The organism is Nocardioides sp. 616, from assembly GCF_002930065.1.
Lineage (GTDB): Bacteria > Actinomycetota > Actinomycetes > Propionibacteriales > Nocardioidaceae > Nocardioides > Nocardioides houyundeii.
In genome coordinates, this window is sequence record NZ_POAG01000012.1 from 220,062 (window position 1) to 242,227 (window position 22,166).

A 22,166-nucleotide genomic window follows, 5' to 3' on the forward strand; every position below is an offset into this window, starting at 1 on the left:
CCGTTTGGACCATGTCTAGGAGACGAACGTTGATCAAGTCGCGGTCATGGCGGCCCCAGGGCGCCCGGGTGCTCGTCGGGACGGTCGTGGGAGTGCTGGGTGCTGCGCTGGCGGGCTGCGGTCTGCAGGGTCCTGAGTCGGTCCCGAAGAGCGCTGGCGCAAGCGTGGGTACAGCGCCGCCGATCGCCTCGGCCCAGGTGGCGGCCGACCCCCGCGCCTGGCAGGGCCCCGTGACGGCCGGGGTCCAGGACCCCGGCGTGGACCCCGTCGTGACCAGCCCCGAGCCCCGGCTCCCGGCCACGCTGACCGATGCCCAGGGCACGAAGGTCACCGTCGAGGACACCTCTCGGGTGCTCGCCCTGGACCTGCACGGCACGCTCGCCCGCACCGTCTTCGAGCTCGGCCTCGGCGATCACCTGGTGGGACGCGACATCTCCACGCAGTTCTCGGAGGCAGCGGAGCTCCCCCTGGTCACCGGCAACGGCCACGAGCTCAACGGCGAGGCGATCCTCGACCTGGACCCGACCCTGATCATCACCGACACCTCGCTGGGGCCCTGGGACGTGGTGCTGCAGATGCGGGAGTCGGGCATTCCGGTCGTGGTGGTGGAATCCTCGCGGTCCCTGGACAACATCGACGACATCACCGCCATGACCGCCGCCGCGCTAGGGGTCCCCGAGGCAGGCGAGCTGCTGGCGGACCGGGTGGCAGGCGAGGTTGAGACCGTGCAGGCCGAGATTGAGGCGGTGGCCCCCGCCGACGAGCGCCAGCGGCTGCGGACCGTCTTCCTCTACGTCCGTGGCAACGCCGGGGTCTACTACATGTTCGGCAAGGGCTCGGGCGCCGACGACCTCATCGACGCCGTCGGCGCCTACGACGTGGCCGAGGAGATCGGCTGGGCCGGGATGCGTCCGGTCACCGCGGAGGGCCTGGTGGCCGCAGCCCCGGAGCTGGTGGTGATGATGAGTGGAGGCCTGGAGTCCACCGGGGGCGTCGAGGGCCTCCTGGAGAAGGTGCCCGCGCTGGCGATCACCCCGGCGGGGGAGAACAAGCGCTTCGTGGACATCGAGGACTCCTTGGTCCTGGGTTACGGCCCCAACACCGCGGCCGTCCTCAACGCCCTGGCCGTGGCCGTGCACGCTCCGGAGGAGCTCGCGTGAGCCTCAGCCTCCCGCTCGCGCCCACCGCCACCAACCGCACCCTGGTGCTGGGGGTGCTCGGCGTGGCGCTGCTGGCCTCGATGGTCTTCGCCGCGGGTGCGGGGCAGCTGCACATCTCCGCCGGCGAGGTGGTCGGTTCGCTGCTGCACAAGGTCGGCATCGACGCCGGAAGCCTGCCCAGCCACCCCCAGGGGGAGTCCTCCCTGTGGCGGATCAGGTTCCCGCGGATCGCCATGGCCGTCATGGTCGGCGCCGCCCTGGGGGTGGCGGGCGCGGTGATGCAGGGCGTCTTCGGCAACCCGCTCGCCGAGCCCGGGGTGGTGGGCGTCTCGGCCGGGGCGGCGCTCGCCGCGTCCGCGGTCATCGTGTTCGACGTGGTGGCACTGGGCTCGTGGACGCTCCCGGTGGGCGCCTTCCTCGGCGGCCTGGTGACCACGATCGCGGTCTATCTGCTCTCCCGGCAGAACGGGCGCACCGAGGTCGTCACGCTGGTGCTCACCGGCGTCGCGATCAACGCGATGGCCGGTGGCGCCCTCGCCTTCCTGATGTTCCTCGGCGACACCTCCGCCCGGGAGGAGATCGTCTTCTGGCAGCTGGGCAGTCTCAACGGGGCCCGCGTCGAGCAGGTCCTGGTCACCGCACCCCTCGCCGTGGCCGGGATCGCCGTCTCGCTGGTCCTCGCGCGCCGCCTCGACCTGCTGGCGCTGGGCGACAAGGGGGCTCGGCACGTCGGGGTCAACGTCGAGCGGCTGCGCATGACCTGCATCGTGGTGGTCGCCGTGCTGACCGCGGCCGCGGTCGCCTTCGCCGGGATCATCGCCTTCGTCGGCCTGATCATCCCGCACCTGATGCGGATGGTGGTGGGGCCGGGACACCGGGCGCTCGTCCCGGCCAGCGCCCTGGGCGGTGCCGTCCTGCTGGTCCTGGCCGACCTGTGGGCCCGCACCGCGATCGCCTATGCGGACCTGCCGATCGGCATGCTCACCTCGGTGGTCGGCGGCCCGGTCTTCTTCTGGCTGCTGCGCCGCGCCCGTCGTACGGCGGGGGGCTGGGCGTGAAGGACGTCGCGGCGCTGCGGGCCGCGGGCGTGTGCGTCGACATCGACGGCTGCAGGATCCTGCACGACGTCAGCCTCGAGGTGCGTTGCGGTGAGCTCGTCGCGCTGGTGGGGCCGAACGGCGCCGGCAAGTCGACGCTGCTCGCCGTTCTCGCCGGCGACCGCCAGCCGGACTCCGGGGCGGTCGAGCTCGGAGGACGTCCGATCGCGGCCCAGTCCGTGGCCGACCTGGCTCGGCAGCGGGCGGTGCTTCAGCAGAAGCACACGCTGGCCTTCGGCTTCCGGGTCCGCGAGGTGGTCGAGATGGGCCGAGCCGTGTGGCGCCGCACCCCGCGCGCCGACCAGGACGACGCCAGCGTGGAGGCGGCCATGGCGATCGCCGACGTCACCCACCTCGCCGCCCGGGTGGTGCCCACCCTGTCCGGCGGGGAGCAGGCCCGCGTGGCCTACGCCCGCCTGCTCGCCCAGGAGGTCGAGGTGCACCTGCTCGACGAGCCCACCGCCGCTCTCGACATCCGTCACCAGGAGGCGCTGCTCAGCCAGGCCCGCAGCAGCGCCCAGGCTGGCGCCGCCGTGGTGGTCGTGCTGCACGACCTGAGTCTCGCGGCCGCCTGGGCCGACCGGGTGTGCGTGCTGGCCGGTGGCGAGGTGCGCGCGGTCGGCACCCCGGCGGAGGTCATCACCTCCGCCCTGCTCAGCGAGGTCTACGAACACCCCGTCGAGGTGCTCCAGCACCACGGCCAGCCCCTGGTGGTCCCGGTGCGCAACCGGCCGACCGCCGTACACCTGCAGGAGGACCCATGCCCGGTCGTCGTCTGAGCCGCAGCTGGGCGGTCCTGCTCGCGGCCGGGGTGCTGTCCGTGGGCCTCGTGCCGGTGCCCGCCCAGGCAGCGGGGCGCGTGGTGGTCGACAACGACGGTCGCGGTGCGGTCATCGACTCCCGGTACTCCACCGAGCTCACCGTCTCCGGTCGCGGCTTCCAGTCCATCAAGGGCGGCCACGGCGGCATCTACGTCTGGTTCGGCGCGGTCGAGGGACGCTGGCAGCCCAGCCGGGGCGGGAAGTCCGGGACCGACTTCGTCTACGTGCCGGACAGCGAGTCGCGCAGCAACGCCGGCTTCCAGCGGTACGTCGCCTTCCCGGGATCCGACACCGCCTCCTCGGCCAACGGCGGCACGATCTCCGCCGACGGGTCCTGGTCGGTCCGGCTCATGGTGCCCGGGCCCACCTTCCAGGGCGTGGGGCGCGACGGCACCGTGCGCACCGTGGACTGCACCAAGGTCACCTGCGGGGTCATCACCGTCGGCGCCCACGGCGTGCACAACGCCAACAACGAGACCTTCACCCCCGTCGCGATCCGGGACACCGGGACGAGCGGTGCCGTCAGGAGCCCGTCCTCGACCGCCCCCAGCGCCGGCTCGCGGTCGGAGCCGGAGCCGGGCTCGGAACCGGGCGCGACCTCTGGCCCAAGCGGCTCCGAGGCCTCGGAGTCGACCCGGGAGCAGGCCGGCGCCGCCGGAGCCAGCCGTCCGGGCAAGGCCAGCCTGGCCATCGACCGGCCCTCCGCGGTGGCCGGACGGGCCCTCTCCTTCGTCGCCCAGGGCCTCACCCCGGGGCAGCAGCTGACCGCGATCCTCGACGACGGCCTGGTGGCCAGCGGGCCGCACCTGGTCGGGGCCGACGGCCGGGTCGCCGGCGTGCTGCCGCTCCCGGCCGAGGTCGCGCCCGGCACCCACGAGCTGCGGGTCTTCGGAGCCGGGCGTCAGCCCTCGGTGCGGTTCGCGATCGCGGCGGACGCGGAGCCCGCCGCGGTCGGCGACGAGACGCCGGCGGCGGCGACGGACGGCGACTCCCGCGACACCGCCGCCCTCGCCTTCGCGGTCGGCGCGGGTGTCCTCTTCGCCGGCGTCGGACTCGTCACGCTGCGCCGGTCCAGGGGGCGTCGTGCGGTGGCGTAAGCAGGACGGACGGATCCGTCGGGCCGCGGCCGCGCTCCTCGGGGCGGGCGCACTCTCGCTGTTCGCGCTGAGCGGGGTCGCGCACGCCGGACCCGAGAACCCGGTAGGGACCCCGACGCAGGTCTCCGCGATGCAGGTCGACGACGCGGTCTTCACCTGGTCCCTCAACGAGCAGACCAACGCCCGCTCCCACAACCCCGGTGCGATCAACTTCCTCGCTGCCGGCCTCGCCGACCCCGGTCGGGGCGGTGCCGTCCTGCCGGCGTCGAAGTGGCAGGCCGCCGCAGGCAACGTCACCATCCAGAAGCGCGACAGCGCGGGCGCCTGGCAGACCGCCACCTGGGCCGGCCTGGGCACCGACGCCGCCGGGGCGCCGATCGACGTCTACGGCCCGTTCAGCGGCCACCGGGTGCACCTGACGGCCGGCAGCGGCACCCTCGACCCGGCCGCCGACGACGCCTCGCTGAGCTGGAGCGGCACCTTCACGGTCGTCTACTACGCCGGCAACACCGTCTTCACCATCACCGACCCGGTGCTCACCCTCAGCGGCGGCGTCGGCACCGTCACGGCCCAGATCGGAGGCTGGGACGCTGACCGCAACGACCCCAGCCTGTGGGCGGCGGTCCCGCCGCAGCGGGTGAGCGTGGCGGACCTCACCGGCGTCGACGTCACCGAGACCGGCCTCGTCGCCAACCCGGCGTACGGCGGGGTCCAGGTCGACGGCAGCGTTCCGCAGACCCGTACCGGCACCAGCTGGGGCAGCTTCCCAGCCTCGATGATCGCGTTCCTCGGCCCGCTGGGCGTGGACCAGTTCTGGTACTCCACCGGGCTGCAGTCCGACTGGACCAAGGTGCCTGCCCCGGTCGTCGTCGGCTACGCCGGGGAGGAGCCGTCGGCGCCGCCCCCGGCCAGCGCGGCGCCGTCCCCGAGCGCGACGCCGAAGAACAACGTCACCCGGCCGCCGAAGCAGACGCCCTCGCCAGGACCGGGCAAGTCCACTGCCTCCGCCCCGTCGGCGACCGTCCCGGCGCAGCCGGCCGAACAGTCCGTGCTGCAGCCCCTGGAGGAGCCGGCGGCCCGGGCACCTCTGGTGCCCGAGCGGGCAGCGGCCACGGCCAGCGACGCGCAGGCGGCGGGAGGGAACGCCGTACAGCCGGTGGCGGTCTCAGCCGCGTCGGTGTCGCCGGCTCCTGCCCCCGCCGCGGCGAGCCTCGGCACCCACCCGGGGTGGTGGATCGGCGGGCTGCTCCTCATGGCGGCCGCCGCCCTGCTGCTGGTTCCCGGCCCGCGTCCTTGACCTTGCGTGCCTCGGCACCTGTGCACCACCCACCGAAAGGAACATCATGCAGTCCACCAAGATCGCCTCACGTCGGCGGCTCGCAGCCGGCGTGGCGACCGTCCTGGTCGCAGGCGCGGCCTCCGCTCTCACCGGCGCACCAGCCCAGGCCGCACCGGCGACGGGCGAGCTGACCTGGAACATCTCCCAGCAGTTCGTCGAGCACCTCTACTTCAGCAAGGCCGGCCCGACGCTGCCCACCACGCCCACGGGCTCGGCGAGCGCCGGGGCCGCGCACCACGCAGGTGACCCCGCCGTCAGCACCGACGACGTCTTCACGTTCCCGGCGAGCGCCACGACCAAGGCCGCCGACGGCACGGTGACCACGTCCTACACAGGCACGGTCCGCGGAGCCTTCGTCAACGGCGGGACCGAGTACTACTCGGTCACCGTCAGCGACCCGGTCGTCGTCGTCTCCCCGACCGGGCAGGGCGAGATCCGCGCGACCGTCACCGGGACCGACCCGTCGAGCACCACACCGGCCTCGCAGGTGACGGTGGCCGACTTCACCGGCGCGAGCGCCGTGGGTGCCAGCACCTCGGCCACCCCGGCCTGGGAGGGCGTGCTCGCAGCGGGATCCCAGCAGGCGCTCGACCTGGGGATCACCACCACCACCCGCCCCGTGGACGGCAAGTCGTTCCACCCCGACTTCCTGGGCGCCGTGCCCAGCGGTGTGCGCGCGCACTTCTACTACTCCACCTCCGGGGACCACAAGCGTCCCGGCAGCTTCACCGCCGCCGCCACCCCCACCCCCACGATCACGTCGAGCGTGATCGCCGCCGACCCCGTGAACGGCCTCAGCATCCGGGCGCAGGGCGCAGGCTTCAGCGCCGTCACCAACCCCGGGGACGCCGGCGTCTACGTGGCGCTCGCCCCGGCCGACACGGTCATCGACTACGGCAACCGCGCCAGCATGGCCGCGATGACCGCGGTGGCCTACGTCATGCCCAGCGACTTCGTCGGTGACACCTTCTCCACCGTGCTCAACGCCCCGGTCGAGAAGCTCGTCCCGGGCACGGCGTACGCCCTGTTCACCTGGCAGGCCCACACCCACTCCAACAGCACCCAGGACACCAAGACCCCCGTCGTCATCGACTGGACCCAGCTCCAGGTCGCCACCCCGGTCACCCCGCCGACTGCGCCGGTCCCGTCCGTCCCGCCGGTCGCACCCGGTGCCAAGGTCGACGCGAAGGTGAGGACCAGCCTGCAGAAGCCGACCGCCCGCAAGGCCGGCAAGCTCGTCGTCCGGATCAAGGGCGCCGACGCCACCGCCACCGGCAAGGTCATCGCCAAGCTCAAGACGCCGGGCCAGAAGGCCAAGCAGCTCAAGGCCAAGCTCAACGCCAAGGGCAAGGCCGTGGTGAGGCTGCCGAAGTCCAAGCGAGGTCAGTACCAGGTCGTGGTCCAGTACCGCGGCGACGCCACGTTCAACAAGGCGCGCAAGGTCGTCACGTACCGCGTCCGCTGAGTCCCTCGCGTCACACGGATACCCGCCTGGGCGGGGTTCTATCGGGTTAGGGGGGCATGCATGCCCCCCTAACCGCAGGGAACCCCGCTTAGGCGGGGATCCTGGCACCGGGCCCCGGCGCGGGCGCCAGATCAGGCCCGGGGCAGCGCGGGCCGGTAGAAGACCTCGCCCGCGAACGGGCCTCCGACGTACGCCGCCTCCGCCTCGTCCTCGGGACGGGGCGCTATGTCGTCGGCGTACGACGCGGCGTCGTCCTGGGGCTGGTAGCCCAGCGCCCGACCCGGCTCCAGGTCCCACCAGGCATCGGTGTTGGCGGAGATGCCGTAGAGCACCGCGAAGCCGGGGGCCGGGGTGGTCAGCGCGGCCTCCACCATGCGCACGCAGTCCTCGTGGGAGAGCCACGTCGACAGGTTGCGGACCGTCTCCGGGCGCGGGAGGAAGGAGCCGATGCGGCAGGCGATCGCGTCGATGCCGTAGCGGTCGGCGTACAGGCTCAGCACCGCCTCGGCCGCGACCTTGCCGACGCCGTAGAACGTGTCGGGCCGGGGCCTGGCGTCGGTGCCGACCAGGTCGTGGCGCGGGGTGCGGCCCACCGCATGGTTGCTGGAGGCGTAGACGATCCGCCCCACGCGGTGGGCCACCATCGCGTCGAGCAGGGCCGCGGTGGTGATCACGTGCGAGGCCAGGGAGCCGGGCAGGTCCAGCTCGTCGGGATACCCCGCCAGGTGTACGACGGCGTCGAGCGGCTGGGCCTCGAAGGCCTCGTCGACGGCGTCGGGGTCGGTGCAGTCCACGACGTGCCAGGCCAGGTCGACGCCCTCCGGCGCGGGCACCAGGTCGAGGCCGACGACCTCGTGGCCCAGGGCCTCCAGCCCGGCCGTCACCACCTGTCCGATCGAGCCGGCGGCGCCGGTCACCAGGACGTGCATCAGATGCGGGGGACGACGCTGGTCAGGAGCTCGCCCATCCGGCTGGCCGCGGCGCGTCCGGTCTCCAGGACCTCGGCGTGGTTGAGCGGCTCGCCGCTGATGCCCGCCGCCAGGTTGGTGACCAGGCTGATGCCCAGCACCTCCATCCCTGCCTCGCGGGCCGCGATCGCCTCCAGCGTGGTGCTCATGCCGACCAGGTGCCCGCCGATGGCGCGGACCATGCCGATCTCGGCGGGCGTCTCGTAGTGGGGGCCGGGGAACTGGACGTAGACACCCTCGTCCAGCGTCGGGTCGAGCTCGCGACACAGGGCCCGCAGCCGGGCCGAGTAGAGGTCGGTGAGGTCGACGAAGTTCGCGCCCTCGATGGGGGAGGTGGCGGTCAGGTTGATGTGGTCGCTGATCAGCACCGGCTGCCCGGGGGTGAAGGACTCCTTCAGTCCGCCGCAGCCGTTGGTCAGCACGATGGCGCGGCACCCCGCGGCGGCCGCCGTACGGACCGGGTGGACGACCGCGCGCACGCCCTTGCCCTCGTAGAAGTGGGTGCGGGAGAGGAAGACCAGGACGTTTGATTCCCCGACCTTGACGCTGCGCACCTTGCCCGAGTGCCCCACCACCCCGGCGGCGTGGAAGCCGGGGAGGTCGGTGGTGGCGATCTCGGCCGTGGCCGGTCCGAGCGCTTCGACTGCCGGCAGCCAGCCGGAGCCGAGCACCAGGGCGACGTCGTGGCTCTGCACGCCGGTGAGCTCACGCAGGGTCGAGGCGGCCTTGTCGGCCAGGGCGAGGGGATCGGTCTCGGTCACTCGCGTGATCCTAGGCAGCGGCCCACTGGTGGGGCCAGTCCTGAGGGTGCAGGCTGGGAGGGTGATCGATCACCTGGGCATCAACGTCACCGACCTGGCGCGCGCCAGCGCCTTCTACGACCGCGTCCTGGGGGCGCTGGGACACCGGCGGTTGATGGAGGAGGGTGTTGCGATCGGCTACGGGACCGAGCATCCGACCTTCTGGATCGGCACCTTCGAGGGCGTGGGCGCCAACCGCGAGGTGCACGTCGCGTTCGTCGCGCCGGACGCCGCCGCCGTCCGCGTCTGGTTCGCCGAGGCAGTCGCGGCTGGGGCCGAGGTGCTGCACGAGCCGCGCCTGTGGCCGGAGTACCACCCGGGCTACTACGCCGCTTTCGTCCGCGACACCGAGGGCAACAACATCGAGGCGTGCTGCCACGGCGGCGAGTAGGCCCTGGCATGGACGAGGATGGAGGCGTGTCGCTCCACCCGCGAGTCCAGCGCATGGCCGCTCTCGTGCCGCGGATGACGCTGCGCGACCGGTGCCTGGCGGTCGCGCGACGGTGGCGGCAGCTGCTGCGCATGGGCGCCGCCTCGGCGGCGGCCTTCGCGATCTCCACCTACGGGCTCCATCACCAGCAGGCGTTCTTCGCACCGATCGCCGCCGTCATCGTGCTGGCCGCCGGCATGGGACTGCGGCGACGCATGCTGCTGGAGCTGGTCCTCGGCGTCGCGGTCGGGGTGCTGGTGGGCGAGCTGCTGATCCTGGCGATCGGGCGCGGGGTCTGGCAGCTGGCCCTGGTGGTGGTGCTGGCCACCGCGGTGGCGATCTTCGCCGGCCTCAAGGGCGTGGCGATCACCCAGTCGGCCAACTCCGGGGCGCTGATGGCGGCGGTGATCCCGGTGGCCGGGGCCGCCAACCCGGCCGTGACCCGCTTCCTCGACGCCCTGGTCGGCGGGCTGTGCGGGCTCGCGATGGTGCTGCTGCTGCCCCGCAACCCCGCCCGCGACCTGGCCCAGGAGGTGCGCCCGCTGCTGGAGGAGCTGGTGGGTGTCCTGGACGGCACGGCCGAGGCGATGCGCACCGGTGACCCGGGGCTCGCCGAGGCGACCCTGGCCCAGGCCAGAGGTCTCCAGAGCCAGGTCAGCACGGCGCAGAACACGGCCGCGAACGTCGCCGAGGTGGCGGCGATGTCCCCGGTGCGCTGGCGTCAGCGCACCACGGTCGCCCGGTACGCCGACGTGCTGGCCGACGTCGACAACGCCATCCGCGACGCCCGTGTGCTGGCCCGCCGGTTGACCTCCATGCTGCGGATGGGGGAGGAGTGCTCGGAGCTGATGACCGCCTCGGTCGAGGCTCTGGCCCGAGGGGTCCGGATCTTCCAGTCCGACCTGTCAGGGCCCGGGATGCCTCAGGCGGCCCAGGACGAGCTGGTGAAGTCGGCGCGCCTGGCGGTGACGTCGTTGACCGGTCAGATGACCCTCAACCGCGCGGCGGTCGCGGCCCAGATCAGGTCGTTGGCCGCGGACCTGCTGTTCGCCGGCGGCATGACCCGCGACGAGCTGGACGTCCGGCTGAACTTCTAGAGCCGGCCGCTCAGAGGCCGGTCGAGCGACAGGGCCGCATCCGCAGCGCGCTGGTGTAGTCGTCCGGTGCGCCGGCGGCGTCGGCGGCGTCCGCGAGCACGCCGAGGTACGACGCACTCGGGAGGCCGCCCTCGTAGGCGTCGAGCACGTAGGCCCACACCACGAGCTCGCCATTCATCGTGGAGACGCGGACCCGGGTCTTGCGGTAGAGGCCGGTGTCCGCGGACTCCCAGCCGTCCAGCGCCACCTCGTCCTCGCCGGTGACGTCGTAGACGGCCACGAAGACCTGCTCCGCAGGGTCCTGCACGATGGTGGCCAGGGCCCCGTCCCAGCCGTGCTCCTCGCCCCCGAAGGTGAGGCGCCACCCCGCGAGCCACCCGGTGCTGCGCAGCGGGGAGTGCGGACAGCGCTCACCCATGCGTGCCGGATCGAGGTTGGTGCCATAGGCGGCGTACAGCGTCACGCGAGGCAGCGTATCGGGCGATCCGGGCGCTGCGCGCTCCGCCTCCGGCCAGGGCGGGAGCCCTTGTCGGGTGACGTGCCTCACAGGCATAGTCTGAGCCTGTGACTGACTCCCACTTCGACGTTGTTGTCCTCGGTGCCGGCCCCGGTGGGTATGTCGCCGCGATCCGCGCCGCCCAGCTCGGCAAGTCCGTGGCGGTGGTGGAGAAGCAGTACTGGGGCGGCGTGTGCCTCAACGTCGGGTGCATCCCGTCCAAGGCGCTGCTCAAGAACGCCGAGCTCGCGCACCTGCTGGCCCACGACAAGGCCAAGTACGGCATCGAGGGCGACGCCACCATGTCCTTCGGCCCCACCCACAAGCGCTCGCGCCAGGTCAGTGCCGGCATCGTCAAGGGTGTCCACTTCCTGATGAAGAAGAACAAGATCACCGAGATCGACGGCTGGGGCACGATCACCTCGCCCACCTCGATCGACGTCGCGGGCAACGACGGCGCGACGTCCTCGGTGACCTTCGACAACCTGATCATCGCGACCGGCGCCGAGGTCCGCATGCTGCCGGGCATGAGCGTGAGCAAGAACGTGGTGACCTACGAGGAGCAGATCCTCGACGAGAACCTGCCCTCCTCCATCATCATCGGCGGCTCCGGCGCGATCGGCGTCGAGTTCGCCTACGTGATGAAGAACTTCGGCGTGGACGTCACCATCGTGGAGTTCCTCGACCGGATGGTGCCCACCGAGGACGCCGACGTCTCCAAGGAGCTCCTCAAGCACTACAAGAAGCTCGGCGTCAAGGTGATGCTCTCCACCAAGGTCGAGAACGTCGAGGACACCGGCGACGGTGTCCGGGTCACCGTGAGCCCCGCCCAGGGCGGCGACTCCCAGGTGCTCGAGGCCGACAAGATGCTGGCCGCCTTCGGCTTCGCGCCCCGGCTCGAGGGCTACGGCCTGGACAAGATCGGCGTGGAGACCACCGACCGCGGCGCCATCGCCATCGACGGGCGGGGCCGCACCAACGTCGAGGGCGTCTACGCCATCGGTGACGTGACCGGCAAGATGATGCTGGCCCACGTGGCCGAGGCGATGGGCATCGTCGCCGCCGAGACGATCGCCGGCGCGGAGACCCAGGAGATCAACTTCGACATGATCCCGCGGGCGACCTACTGCCAGCCGCAGATCGGCTCGTTCGGCTACTCCGAGGCCCAGGCCAAGGAGCTCGGCTACGACGTCAAGACCGCCACCTTCCCGTTCAGCGCCAACGGCAAGGCCCAGGGGTTGGGTGAGACCGCCGGGTTCGTCAAGGTGGTCGCGGACGCCAAGTACAACGAGATCCTGGGCGCGCACATGATCGGCCCCGACGTCACCGAGCAGCTGCCGGCGCTGACCCTGGCCCAGCAGTGGGACCTGACCGCCGACGAGGTGTCGCGCAACATCTTCGCCCACCCGACGCTGTCGGAGGCCGTCAAGGAAGCCGTGCACGGCATCGCCGGTCACATGATCAACTTCTGATGGTCATGGTGCCCACGAACCGGGTCGTCATCGTCGGCGGAGGCCCCGGCGGCTACGAGGCCGCCCACGTCGCCGCGCAGCTGGGCGCCCAGGTCACCGTCGTGGACAGCGACGGGATCGGCGGCTCGGCCGTCATCACCGACTGCGTGCCGTCGAAGACCCTGATCGCTACCGCCGAGGTGATGACCGAGGTCACCGACGCCGCCGAGCTCGGTGTCACCTTCCGCGACGCCGAGGGCGACTCCGCAGCCACCGTGGTGGTCGACCTGGCCCGGGTCAACGCCCGGGTCAAGGCCCTGGCCGCCGAGCAGTCGGCGGACATCCAGCGCCGCCTGGAGCGGGACGGAGTGCGGGTGGTGCACGGCCGCGGGCGGCTCGCCGGCCCGCAGCAGGTCGTCGTACAGCTGGCGGGCGGGGGCGCCGAGATCCTGGACGCCGACGCCGTCCTGTTGGCCACCGGTGCCGCGCCGCGCACGTTGCCCACGGCGCAGCCCGACGGCGAGCGGATCCTGACCTGGGAGCAGGTCTACGACCTCACCGAGGTCCCGACCAGCCTGGTGGTGGTGGGCTCGGGGGTCACCGGCGCGGAGTTCGCCTCCGCCTACCTGGCCCTCGGCATCCCCGTCACCCTGGTCTCCTCCCGCGACCGGGTCCTGCCCGGCGAGGACGCGGACGCCTCGGCGGTGCTCGAGCAGGTGGCGGTACGCCGGGGCATGAACGTGCTGTCGAAGTCGCGGATGGAGTCGGTCACCCGGGACGGCGACGTGGTCACGGTGACCCTCACCGACGGGCGCACCGTGGAGGCCTCGCACTGCGTGCTCGCCCTGGGCTCGGTGCCGAAGACCGAGGACCTGGGGCTCGCCGAGGCGGGGGTCCTGGTCGACGAGGGTGGCTTCATCCGGGTGGACCGGGTCTCGCGCACCTCGGCCCGGGGCGTCTACGCCGCGGGCGACTGCACCGGCGTGCTGATGCTCGCCTCGGTGGCGGCGATGCAGGGCCGGATCGCGATGTGGCACTTCCTGGGGGACGCGGTCGCGCCGCTGGACCTCAAGCAGGTCTCCTCCAACGTCTTCACCGCGCCGGAGATCGCCACCGTGGGCTGGTCGCAGCAGGCGGTGGACAACAAGGAGATCGAGGCGGAGGTGGTGATGCTGCCGCTGGCCGGCAACGCACGCGCCAAGATGCAGGGCGTCAAGGACGGGTTCGTGAAGCTCTTCTGCCGACCCGGCACGGGCATCGTCGTGGGCGGCGTGGTCGTCGGGCCGCGGGCCAGTGAGCTGATCCACCCGGTCTCGCTGGCGGTGGCGCAGTCCCTGACCGCCGACCAGCTCGCGCAGGCGTTCACCGTCTATCCCTCGATGAGCGGCTCCATCGCCGAGGCCGCCCGCCGGTTGCACCGCGTGTGAGCTCTCGGCGATGAGCTCAGGGCCCCATCTGGACCTGCCCGAGCGTGAGCTGTCGTGGCGCTTCTCCCGCTCCTCGGGGCCCGGGGGGCAGCACGTCAACACCACCGACACCCGGGTCGAGCTCAGCTGGTCCCTGGCCGAGACCGAGGTGCTGAGCCCGGAGCAGAAGGAGCTGGTCGCCCAGCGGCTCCGAGGGCGGTTGGTGGACGGCACGCTCACCGTCAGCTCCTCCCAGTACCGCTCCCAGCACCGCAACCGGGAGGCGGCCAAGGCCCGGTTGACCGAGCTCGTCGCCCAGGCGCTGGTCCCGGAGAAGAAGCGCCGCCCCACCCGCCGGACCAGAGGCTCGGTGGAGCGGCGGCTCACGGCCAAGAAGCGGCGCGGCGACACCAAGCAGGGCCGCAGCGGCTCCTGGGAGTGAGCCGCACCAGTTGATCCTGGCGGTTGCTAGCCGAGCACCAGCAGCAGGTCCCCGCCCTGCACCTGTCGGGTCTGGTCCACCACGACGCGCGTCACCCGGCCGGCCAGCGGTGCGGTGATGGCGGCCTCCATCTTCATCGCCTCGATGGTGGCGACCGGGTCGCCGGCGGCCACCTCGTCGCCGACGGCGACCAGCACGGTGGCGGCCCCCTGGAAGGGGGCGGCCACCTGGCCGGGGGTGCTGGCGTCGGCCTTCTCGGCGGCGGTGACGTCGGACGCGACGCTGGTGTCCCGGACTGCTACCGGGCGCAGCTGCCCGTCCAGGGTCGCCATCACCGTGCGGTAGCCGCGCTCGTCCGGCTCGCCGACCGCCTGCAGGCCGAAGAGCACGCTCTTGCCCTCGGCCAGCTCCACCTCCGTCTCCTCGCCCTGCCGCAGCCCGTAGAGGTAGCTGATGGTGGGCAGCACCGAGAGGTCGCCGTAGGTCTCCCGGGCCCGCGTGAACTCGGCGACGGGGCCGGGGAAGAGCAGCTCGTTGAGCGTCTGCCGCGGACGCCGTGCCAGGCTGCCGCGCTGTTCCTCGGTGAGGCTCTCGGTGGGCTTGCGCCAGGTGCGCCCGGCCAGCGCGCGGGTGCGGAAGGGCTCGGGCCACCCACCGGGCGGGTCGCCGAGCTCGCCGTTGAGGAACCCGACCACTGAGTCGGGGATGTCGAAGCGGGCCGGGTCCTCGGCGAACTCCGCCGGGTCCGCGCCGACCGCCACCAGGTGCAGGGCGAGGTCGCCGACCACCTTGGAGGAGGGGGTCACCTTGACGATGTCGCCCAGGATCGCGTTGGCCGCGGCGTACATGTCCTCGATCTGCTCGAACTTCTCCCCGAGGCCCAGGGCGATGGCCTGCTGCCGCAGGTTCGACAGCTGCCCGCCCGGGATCTCGTGGGTGTAGACCCGCCCGGTCGGGGCGGGCAGGCCCGACTCGAAGGGGGCGTAGACGCGGCGGGTGGCTTCCCAGTAGGGCTCGAGCGCGCACGCCGCGGCCAGCGAGAGCCCGGTCTCCCGATCGGAGTGGTCGGTCGCCGCTACCAGCGCCGACAGGGACGGCTGGGAGGTGGTGCCGGCCATCGCGGCGCACGCCACGTCGACGGCGTCCACGCCCGCGTCGATGGCGGCGAGCAGCGTCCCCAGCTGACCGCCGGTGGTGTCGTGGGTGTGCAGGTGCACGGGAAGGTCGAACCGGTCCCGCAGCGCGGTCACCAGGGTCCGTGCGGCGGGGGCCCGGAGCAGTCCGGCCATGTCCTTGATCGCCAGCACGTGCGCGCCCGCCTCGACGATCCGCTCGGCGAGGCGGAGGTAGTAGTCCAGGGTGTAGAGCTGCTCGCCGGGCGAGGAGAGGTCGCCGGTGTAGCACAGCGCCACCTCGGCGACCGTGCTGCCGGTGGCCCGGACGGCCTCGATCGCGGGCCGCATCCGGTCCACGTCGTTGAGGGCGTCAAAGATCCGGAAGACGTCGATCCCGCCGGCGGCCGCCTCCTGGACGAAGGCGTCGGTGACCTCGGTCGGGTACGGCGTGTAGCCGACGGTGTTGCGGCCGCGCAGCAGCATCTGCAGGCAGATGTTGGGCACAGCCTGGCGCAGGGCGTCGAGCCGCTCCCACGGGTCCTCGCCCAGGAACCGCAGGGCTACGTCGTACGTCGCGCCGCCCCAGGCCTCCACCGACCACAGGCCGGGGGTGAGGCGGGCGACGTGGCCGGCGACCTGCACCAGGTCGCGGGTGCGGACCCGGGTGGCGAGCAGGGACTGGTGGGCGTCGCGGAAGGTGGTGTCGGTGACGGCCACCCCGGACCGGCTGCGCAGCTCGGCGGCGAAGGCCTCCGGGCCCAGGGCGAGCAGCTGCTGCCGGGTCCCGTCGGGTGCCGGCACACCCAGGTCGGTGGCCGGCAGCTTGGCGGCGGGGTCGACCTGGACCGGCGATGGCCCGAACGGCTGGTTCACCGTCACCTCGGCGAGGTGGGAGAGCAGCTTGGTGCTCGGGTCCGCGTTGCCCCGGGTGGTGAGCAGGGCGGGGTGGTCGGCGATGAAGGAGGTGGTCACGTTCCCGGCGACGAAGTCGGGGTCGGCGAGCACGGCCTGGAGGAAGGCGAGGTTGGTGGTCACGCCCCGGATCCGGAACTCCGCCAGCGCCCGCCGCGCCTTCTGCACCGCGAGCTCGTGGGTGCGGCCGCGGCAGGTGAGCTTGGCCAGCATCGAGTCGAAGTGGGCGCTCACCTCGGCGCCGGTGTAGGTGGTGCCGCCGTCGAGCCGGACCCCGGCGCCGCCGGGGGAGCGGTAGGTGGTGATCATCCCGGTGTCGGGACGGAAGTCGTTGGCGGGGTCCTCGGTGGTGATGCGGCACTGGAGCGCGGCGCCGCGCAGCGTCAGCGTCTCCTGGCTCAGCCCGAGGTCGGCGAGGCTCTCGCCCGCGGCGATGCGCATCTGGGACTGCACGAGGTCGACGTCGGTGACCTCCTCGGTGACGGTGTGCTCGACCTGGATGCGGGGGTTCATCTCGATGAAGACGTAGTTGCCGGCGCGGTCGAGGAGGAACTCCACGGTGCCGGCGTTGCGGTAGCCGATCGAGCGGGCGAACCGCACGGCATCGGCACACATCCGCTCGCGCAGCGCCGGGTCCAGGTGCGGGGCGGGCGCGATCTCCACCACCTTCTGGTGACGCCGCTGCACCGAGCAGTCCCGCTCGAACAGGTGCATGACCTCGCCCCGGGCGTCCGCGAGGATCTGGACCTCGATGTGCCGCGGGTCCACCACGGCCTGCTCGATGAAGACGGTCCCGTCCCCGAAGGCGCCCTCGGCCTCGCGCATGCAGACCGCGATGGCAGCAGGCAGGTCCTCGGGTCGGTCGACCCGGCGCATGCCGCGCCCGCCGCCGCCGGCCACGGCCTTGACGAAGAGCGGGTAGGTCAGGTGGGCGGCGCTCTCCACCAGGGTCGTCACGTCCTTCGAGGGCGGCACGCTGGCCAGCGTCGGGACGCCGGCGGCGCGGGCCGCGGCGATGGCGCGCGACTTGTCGCCGGTCAGGGTCAGCACGTCGGCCCCGGGCCCGATGAAGGTGATCCCGGCGTCGGCGCACGCCTCGGCCAGCGCCGGGTTCTCCGAGAGGAAGCCGTAGCCGGGGTAGACCGCGTCGGCGCCCGAGCGCAGGGCCACCTCGACGATGGCGCGCGGGTCGAGGTAGGCGCGGACCGGGTGGCCGCGCTCGCCGATCTCGTAGGCCTCGTCCGCCCGCAGCCGGTGCTCGGAGCCGCGGTCCTCGTACGGGAAGACGGCCACGGTCCGGGCGCCGACCTCGTAGGCGGCACGGAACGCCCGGATGGCGATCTCGCCCCGGTTGGCCACCAGCACCTTCGAGAACATGGACAAACGGTAGTCGCGCCGGGCTCGTGATGGGTCTGTGAGCCCGACGCGTGGGAACTACAGATCGGTAGTTCCCGGGATCCGGTTGTGGCGTCCGTGGCGGTGTGTTTACCTCGATAGTCACGCCAGCCTCAGGCGACCCACCTTCCTCGGAGAGAACACCCATGCTGCTGCGCCCGCACCGGGCCCGAACCGCCTCCCGGCTACCGACCGTCCTGGCGGTCGTGGCCCTGCTGCTCCCCCTGGGAGCCCAAGCCGAGGCGGCCCCGTCCGCCGTACCCTCGGCCCGCTGGGACGTGCCCGGGGTGGCGACGGTGAGGATCCACGGCCACGGCTACGGCCACGGTCACGGGATGTCGCAGTACGGCGCCGAGGGGGCCGCCCGGGCCGGGCTCAGCTACGCCCAGATCGCGGAGTTCTACTACGCCGGGACCCAGTGGGGCACCGCTGAGGGAACGGTCGCGGTGAACCTGACCGGCGACACCACCGACGACGTGGTGGTCCAGGCACGCCCCACCCTGATGGTCCGCAGCCTGGGCAGCGGCCGGCGCTGGACCCTGCCCGCCAAGAGCGCCACCCAGTGGCGCCTGGTGGCGCGCGGCGCGGGACGCACGGCCGTGCAGTGGCGCACCCGCGGCGGCTGGAAGCAGTGGCGGGTGGTCCGGGGCGACGCCGAGTTCTCCGCCCGAGGTCCGGTCACGCTGGTGACCCCCGCCAAGAGCGTGACCTACCGGGGCAAGCTGCGGTCAGCCTCGCCCGGCGCGGGCAGCACCACCCGTGACACCGTCAACGTGCTCAGCCTGGAGAACTACCTCAAGGGCGTCGTGCCCCTGGAGATCCCGGCGTCCTGGAGCCCGGAGGCGGTGCGCGCCCAGGCGGTCGCCGCCCGGACCTACGCGGCGTACGAGCGGGCGCACCCGCTGGCGGGCCACTTCCAGATCTGCGACACCACCTCGTGCCAGGTGTACGGCGGCTACTCCGCCGAGCATCCCCTCTCCAACGCCGCGGTGGCGGCTACTGCCGGGCAGGTGCTGACCGTCGACGGCGCACCCGCCTTCACCCAGTTCGCCTCCAGCAACGGAGGGTGGAGCTCGGCGGGCTCGGTGCCCTATCTGGCCGCGCGCCCGGACCCGTACGACGGGTGGGCCGGCAACCCCGTGCACCAGTGGCAGACCGACGTCCCGGCCGACCGGATCGAGAGCGCCTGGCCTCGGATCGGGGACCTCACCACCCTGGTGGTGGAGGCCCGCGACGGCAACGGCGACTGGGGTGGCCGGGTCTCCAAGATGACCTTCGTCGGCAGCCAGGGCCAGGTCACCGTCTCGGGGGACCAGGTGCGATCGGCTCTGGGGCTGCGCTCCACCTGGTTCACGTTCGAGGTCGCCCCGGCGGCCGGCGCCCGGTCCCGGTAGCCCTCCTCGTAGCACCGCAGCTGCGCATGTGCGCCCGAGGGAGAGGGCGCGTCCAGGAGACGACGAACGGCGCGGACCCGAGGGGCCGCGCCGTTCGTGTGCAGAGGTGCTGGGTGACTAGTCCTTCAGCTCGCAGATGACAGCGCCGTTGGTCACCGTGGCGCCGACCTCGGCCGCCAGGCCGGTGACCGTGCCGGCCTTGTGAGCCTTGATGGGCTGCTCCATCTTCATCGCCTCGATGACGACCACGACGTCGCCCTCGGCGAGCTCCTGGCCCTCCTCGACGGCGACCTTGACCACGGTGCCCTGCATGGGGCTGGTGACCGAGTCGCCGGACGCGGCGGCGCCCGCCTTCTTGCCGGCGGCGCGCTTGGGCTTCTTGGCGCCGGCGCTCCCGGAGGCGGCCAGGCCACCGAGCCCGGCGGGCAGGACGACCTCGAGACGACGGCCGCCGACCTCGACGGTCACCTTCTGGCGCTCGCCGGCCTCTTCGGGCTCGGCCGAGTCACCGGCGTACGGGGCGATCTGGTTGTCGAAGTCGGTCTCGATCCAGGTCGTGTAGACCTCGAAGGAGCCTTCGCCGGACGGGGTGGACGCTCCGACGTACGCCGGGTCGGAGACCACGGCGGCGTGGAACGGGATGACCGTGGGCATGCCGTCGACCTGGAACTCCGACAGTGCCCGGCGCGAGCGCTCGAGCGCCTGGGTGCGGTCCCGGCCGCTCACGATCAGCTTGGCGATGAGCGAGTCGAACGCGCCCGGAATGGTCTCGCCCTTCTCATAGCCACCGTCCAGGCGGATGCCCGGGCCGCTCGGGGGCGACCACTCGGTCAACGTGCCCGGCGCGGGCATGAAGTTGCGGCCGCCGTCCTCGGCGTTGATCCGGAACTCGATGGAGTGCCCACGCACCTCCGGGTCGCCGTAACCGAGCTCCTCGCCCGCGGCGATGCGGAACATCTCGCGGACCAGGTCGATCCCGGTGACCTCCTCGGAGACGCAGTGCTCCACCTGGAGACGGGTGTTGACCTCGAGGAACGAGATGGTGCCGTCGGCGGCCACCAGGAACTCGCAGGTCCCGGCGCCGACGTAGCCGGCCTCCTTGAGGATGGCCTTGGAGGACTCGTAGAGGCGGCTGACCTGGTCCTCGGTGAGGAACGGCGCGGGCGCCTCCTCGACGAGCTTCTGGTGCCGGCGCTGCAGCGAGCAGTCGCGGGTGGAGACCACCACGACGTTGCCGTGGGAGTCGGCCAGGCACTGGGTCTCGACGTGGCGAGGCCGGTCCAGGAACTTCTCCACCAGGCACTCGCCCCGACCGAAGGCACCCACGGCCTCACGGACCGCGGACTCGAACAGCTCGGGGATCTCCTCGAGGGTGCGGGCCACCTTGAGGCCGCGGCCGCCGCCACCGAAGACGGCCTTGATGGCCACCGGCAGGCCGTTGGCCTTGGCGAAGGCGACGATCTCGTCGGCGTCCTTGACCGGGTCCTTGGTGCCGGGGGCAAGCGGCGCGTTCGCCTTCTCGGCGATGTGCTTGGCCTTGGCCTTGTCGCCGAGGCTCTCGATGGCCGAGGGCGGGGGACCGATCCAGATCAGGCCGGCGTCGATGACAGCCTGGGCGAACTGGGCGTTCTCGGCGAGGAAGCCGTAGCCGGGGTGGACCGAGTCGGCCCCGGACTTCTTGGCGACCGCGATGATCTTCTCGATGTCGAGGTAGGACTCCGCCGGGGTGGCGCCGCCGAGGGAGTGGGCCTCGTCGGCCAGCCGGACGAAGAGCGCCTCGCGGTCGGGGTCGGCGTACACCGCGACGCTGCCGATGCCGGCGTCCTTGCAGGCACGGATCACGCGGACAGCGATCTCGCCACGATTGGCGATGAGGACCTTCTGCAAGCTCACTCGGACTCCTGGGACCTTGGGGGTACGTCGAACCGCAGCAGGCTACCTCGCGGCGGACCGGACGGCCGCCGCGGTCCCGGTGGCGGACAGCTGGGGGAGGAAAAACGACTCAGTGGTTAGCGATCATTAACCACAGATGGCTACCATGACCTCATGACTTTCGAGCTGTCCCGTGAGCACGAGGAGTTCCGCCGTAGCGTCCGCGACTTCGCCGACGCCGAGATCGCGCCGTACGCCGCGCAGTGGGACCGCGACCACCACTTCCCCACCGACGTGGTCCAGAGGATGGGACAGCTGGGACTGATGGGCCTGACCGCGCCCGAGGAGTTCGGCGGCGCCGGCCTGGCCGGCGAGGACGGCGGCTTCACCAGCCTCTGCCTGGCCATCGAGGAGATCGGCCGCGTCGACCAGTCGATGGGCATCACCCTGGAGGCCGCGGTCGGCCTGGGCATCAACCCGATCCTGACCTTCGGCACCGAGGAGCAGAAGCGGCAGTGGCTGCCCGACCTGGTGGCGGGCCGGAGCCTGGCCGGCTTCGGCCTCACCGAGCCCGGCGCCGGCTCGGACGCCGGCGCCACCCGGACCCGCGCCGAGCTCGTGGACGGCGAGTGGGTGGTCAACGGGGCCAAGCAGTTCATCACCAACTCCGGGTCCGCGATCACCAGCCTGGTCACCGTCACCGCGCGGACCGGCGACCGGCCGGACGGACGCCCGGAGATCTCGACCATCATGCTGCCCAGCGGCACCCCCGGCTTCACCGCCGAGAAGGCCTACGACAAGCTCGGCTGGCACGCCTCCGACACCCACCCGCTCTCGTTCACCGACGCCCGCGTCCCGGCGGACCACCTGCTCGGGGAGCGCGGCCGCGGCTACGCCCAGTTCCTCGCCACCCTCGACGACGGCCGGGTCGCCATCGCCGCCCTCGCAGTCGGCTGCATCCAGGCCTGCCTGGACCTGAGCCTGGCCTACGCCGGCGAGCGCCAGACCTTCGGCGGACCCATCGGCCGCAAGCAGGGCGTGGCCTTCCAGGTGGCCGACCTGCAGGTGATGCTCGACGCCTCCCGGATGCTCACCTACCGGGCCGCCGCCATGAAGGACGCGATGGAGGCGGGCCACTCGGTCACCACCGCGGCGTTCAAGCAGGCCGCCGCCGTCGCGAAGCTCTACGCCACCGAGTCCGCGGTCTCGGCCACCCGGATCGCCACCCAAGTCTTCGGCGGCTACGGCTTCATGGAGGAGTACCCGGTCGCCCGTCTGTACCGCGACGCCAAGGTGCTCGAGATCGGCGAGGGCACCTCCGAGGTGCAGCGGATGCTCATCGCCCGGGGCCTCGGGCTGCCCGTGGAGTGAGCCACCCGCGCCGCGGTGCGACTGGATCCTCGACAGCG

The 22,166-nt window shown here is 72.5% G+C and carries 18 protein-coding genes; 13 read left to right on the forward strand and 5 right to left on the reverse strand.

The features are described 5' to 3' along the window. Positions 1-29: 29 nt before the first annotated feature. Genes C5H89_RS05525 through C5H89_RS05550 form a run of 6 tightly spaced genes read left to right on the forward strand, consistent with a single transcriptional unit; the run spans position 30 to position 6,979 of the window. Positions 30-1,160: an ABC transporter substrate-binding protein gene (locus tag C5H89_RS05525; protein WP_205304872.1), complete on the forward strand. Its 1,131-nt coding sequence runs from the start codon at positions 30-32 to the stop codon at positions 1,158-1,160. After that, positions 1,157-2,218, forward strand: a complete 1,062-nt coding sequence (locus C5H89_RS05530; protein ID WP_240181721.1) for an iron ABC transporter permease — start codon at positions 1,157-1,159, stop codon at positions 2,216-2,218. Before C5H89_RS05525 ends, C5H89_RS05530 begins: the two co-directional genes overlap by 4 nt. Continuing rightward, positions 2,215-3,036, forward strand: a complete 822-nt coding sequence (locus C5H89_RS05535; RefSeq protein WP_240181722.1) for a heme ABC transporter ATP-binding protein — start codon at positions 2,215-2,217, stop codon at positions 3,034-3,036. The genes C5H89_RS05530 and C5H89_RS05535 overlap by 4 nt, the downstream gene beginning before the upstream one ends. Next, positions 3,018-4,175, forward strand: coding sequence for a hypothetical protein (locus tag C5H89_RS05540; RefSeq protein ID WP_104106042.1), 1,158 nt, complete (start codon positions 3,018-3,020; stop codon positions 4,173-4,175). The genes C5H89_RS05535 and C5H89_RS05540 overlap by 19 nt, the downstream gene beginning before the upstream one ends. Beyond that, positions 4,162-5,472: a hypothetical protein gene (locus C5H89_RS05545; RefSeq protein ID WP_104106043.1), complete on the forward strand. Its 1,311-nt coding sequence runs from the start codon at positions 4,162-4,164 to the stop codon at positions 5,470-5,472. Before C5H89_RS05540 ends, C5H89_RS05545 begins: the two co-directional genes overlap by 14 nt. 46 nt (positions 5,473-5,518) lie before the next feature. Next, complete coding sequence (locus tag C5H89_RS05550; protein ID WP_104106044.1) at positions 5,519-6,979, forward strand: HtaA domain-containing protein; 1,461 nt, start codon at positions 5,519-5,521, stop codon at positions 6,977-6,979. A gap of 131 nt (positions 6,980-7,110) precedes the next feature. Here the strand turns inward: C5H89_RS05550 and C5H89_RS05555 are convergent, their stop codons facing one another. Next, positions 7,111-7,908, reverse strand: a complete 798-nt coding sequence (locus tag C5H89_RS05555; protein WP_104106045.1) for an NAD(P)-dependent oxidoreductase — start codon at positions 7,906-7,908, stop codon at positions 7,111-7,113. After that, entirely contained in the window at positions 7,908-8,708 is an 801-nt protein-coding gene (locus C5H89_RS05560) for a purine-nucleoside phosphorylase (RefSeq protein ID WP_205304873.1), read from the reverse strand. Before C5H89_RS05560 ends, C5H89_RS05555 begins: the two co-directional genes overlap by 1 nt. A 61-nt stretch (positions 8,709-8,769) precedes the next feature. Here C5H89_RS05560 and C5H89_RS05565 point away from each other — a divergent pair, with 61 nt between their 5' ends. Both C5H89_RS05565 and C5H89_RS05570 read left to right on the forward strand, forming a co-directional pair. Next, positions 8,770-9,138: a VOC family protein gene (locus tag C5H89_RS05565; protein WP_101525102.1), complete on the forward strand. Its 369-nt coding sequence runs from the start codon at positions 8,770-8,772 to the stop codon at positions 9,136-9,138. A 26-nt stretch (positions 9,139-9,164) separates the two neighbouring features. Then, positions 9,165-10,274, forward strand: a complete 1,110-nt coding sequence (locus C5H89_RS05570; RefSeq protein WP_162799220.1) for an FUSC family protein — start codon at positions 9,165-9,167, stop codon at positions 10,272-10,274. A gap of 10 nt (positions 10,275-10,284) precedes the next feature. On the opposite strand, the gene C5H89_RS05575 is transcribed toward C5H89_RS05570, so the two are convergent. After that, positions 10,285-10,737: a gamma-glutamylcyclotransferase gene (locus C5H89_RS05575; protein ID WP_205304874.1), complete on the reverse strand. Its 453-nt coding sequence runs from the start codon at positions 10,735-10,737 to the stop codon at positions 10,285-10,287. Between the two features lie 101 nt (positions 10,738-10,838). Between C5H89_RS05575 and lpdA the strand changes: the two genes are divergently transcribed. From lpdA to arfB, 3 genes are read left to right on the forward strand one after another with little or no spacing between them, the layout of a single operon-like run. After that, positions 10,839-12,242 carry a dihydrolipoyl dehydrogenase gene (gene lpdA / locus C5H89_RS05580; protein ID WP_104106049.1) on the forward strand — a complete coding sequence of 468 codons (1,404 nt, stop codon included), beginning with the start codon at positions 10,839-10,841 and terminating at the stop codon, positions 12,240-12,242. A gap of 5 nt (positions 12,243-12,247) precedes the next feature. After that, entirely contained in the window at positions 12,248-13,648 is a 1,401-nt protein-coding gene (locus tag C5H89_RS05585; protein ID WP_104106103.1) for an NAD(P)H-quinone dehydrogenase, read from the forward strand. A gap of 10 nt (positions 13,649-13,658) precedes the next feature. Further along, positions 13,659-14,069 carry an alternative ribosome rescue aminoacyl-tRNA hydrolase ArfB gene (gene arfB / locus C5H89_RS05590; RefSeq protein ID WP_104106050.1) on the forward strand — a complete coding sequence of 137 codons (411 nt, stop codon included), beginning with the start codon at positions 13,659-13,661 and terminating at the stop codon, positions 14,067-14,069. A gap of 26 nt (positions 14,070-14,095) precedes the next feature. Here the strand turns inward: arfB and C5H89_RS05595 are convergent, their stop codons facing one another. Next, positions 14,096-17,473, reverse strand: a complete 3,378-nt coding sequence (locus C5H89_RS05595; protein WP_104106051.1) for a pyruvate carboxylase — start codon at positions 17,471-17,473, stop codon at positions 14,096-14,098. 164 nt (positions 17,474-17,637) lie between these two features. Between C5H89_RS05595 and C5H89_RS05600 the strand changes: the two genes are divergently transcribed. After that, entirely contained in the window at positions 17,638-18,885 is a 1,248-nt protein-coding gene (locus tag C5H89_RS05600; protein ID WP_104106052.1) for a SpoIID/LytB domain-containing protein, read from the forward strand. A 117-nt stretch (positions 18,886-19,002) separates the two neighbouring features. Here the strand turns inward: C5H89_RS05600 and C5H89_RS05605 are convergent, their stop codons facing one another. Further along, complete coding sequence (locus C5H89_RS05605) at positions 19,003-20,778, reverse strand: biotin carboxylase N-terminal domain-containing protein (protein ID WP_240181723.1); 1,776 nt, start codon at positions 20,776-20,778, stop codon at positions 19,003-19,005. A 153-nt stretch (positions 20,779-20,931) separates the two neighbouring features. On the opposite strand from C5H89_RS05605, the gene C5H89_RS05610 reads away from it, so the two are divergent. Next, positions 20,932-22,128, forward strand: coding sequence for an acyl-CoA dehydrogenase family protein (locus C5H89_RS05610; protein ID WP_104106053.1), 1,197 nt, complete (start codon positions 20,932-20,934; stop codon positions 22,126-22,128). The last annotated feature ends 38 nt before the right edge of the window (positions 22,129-22,166 follow it).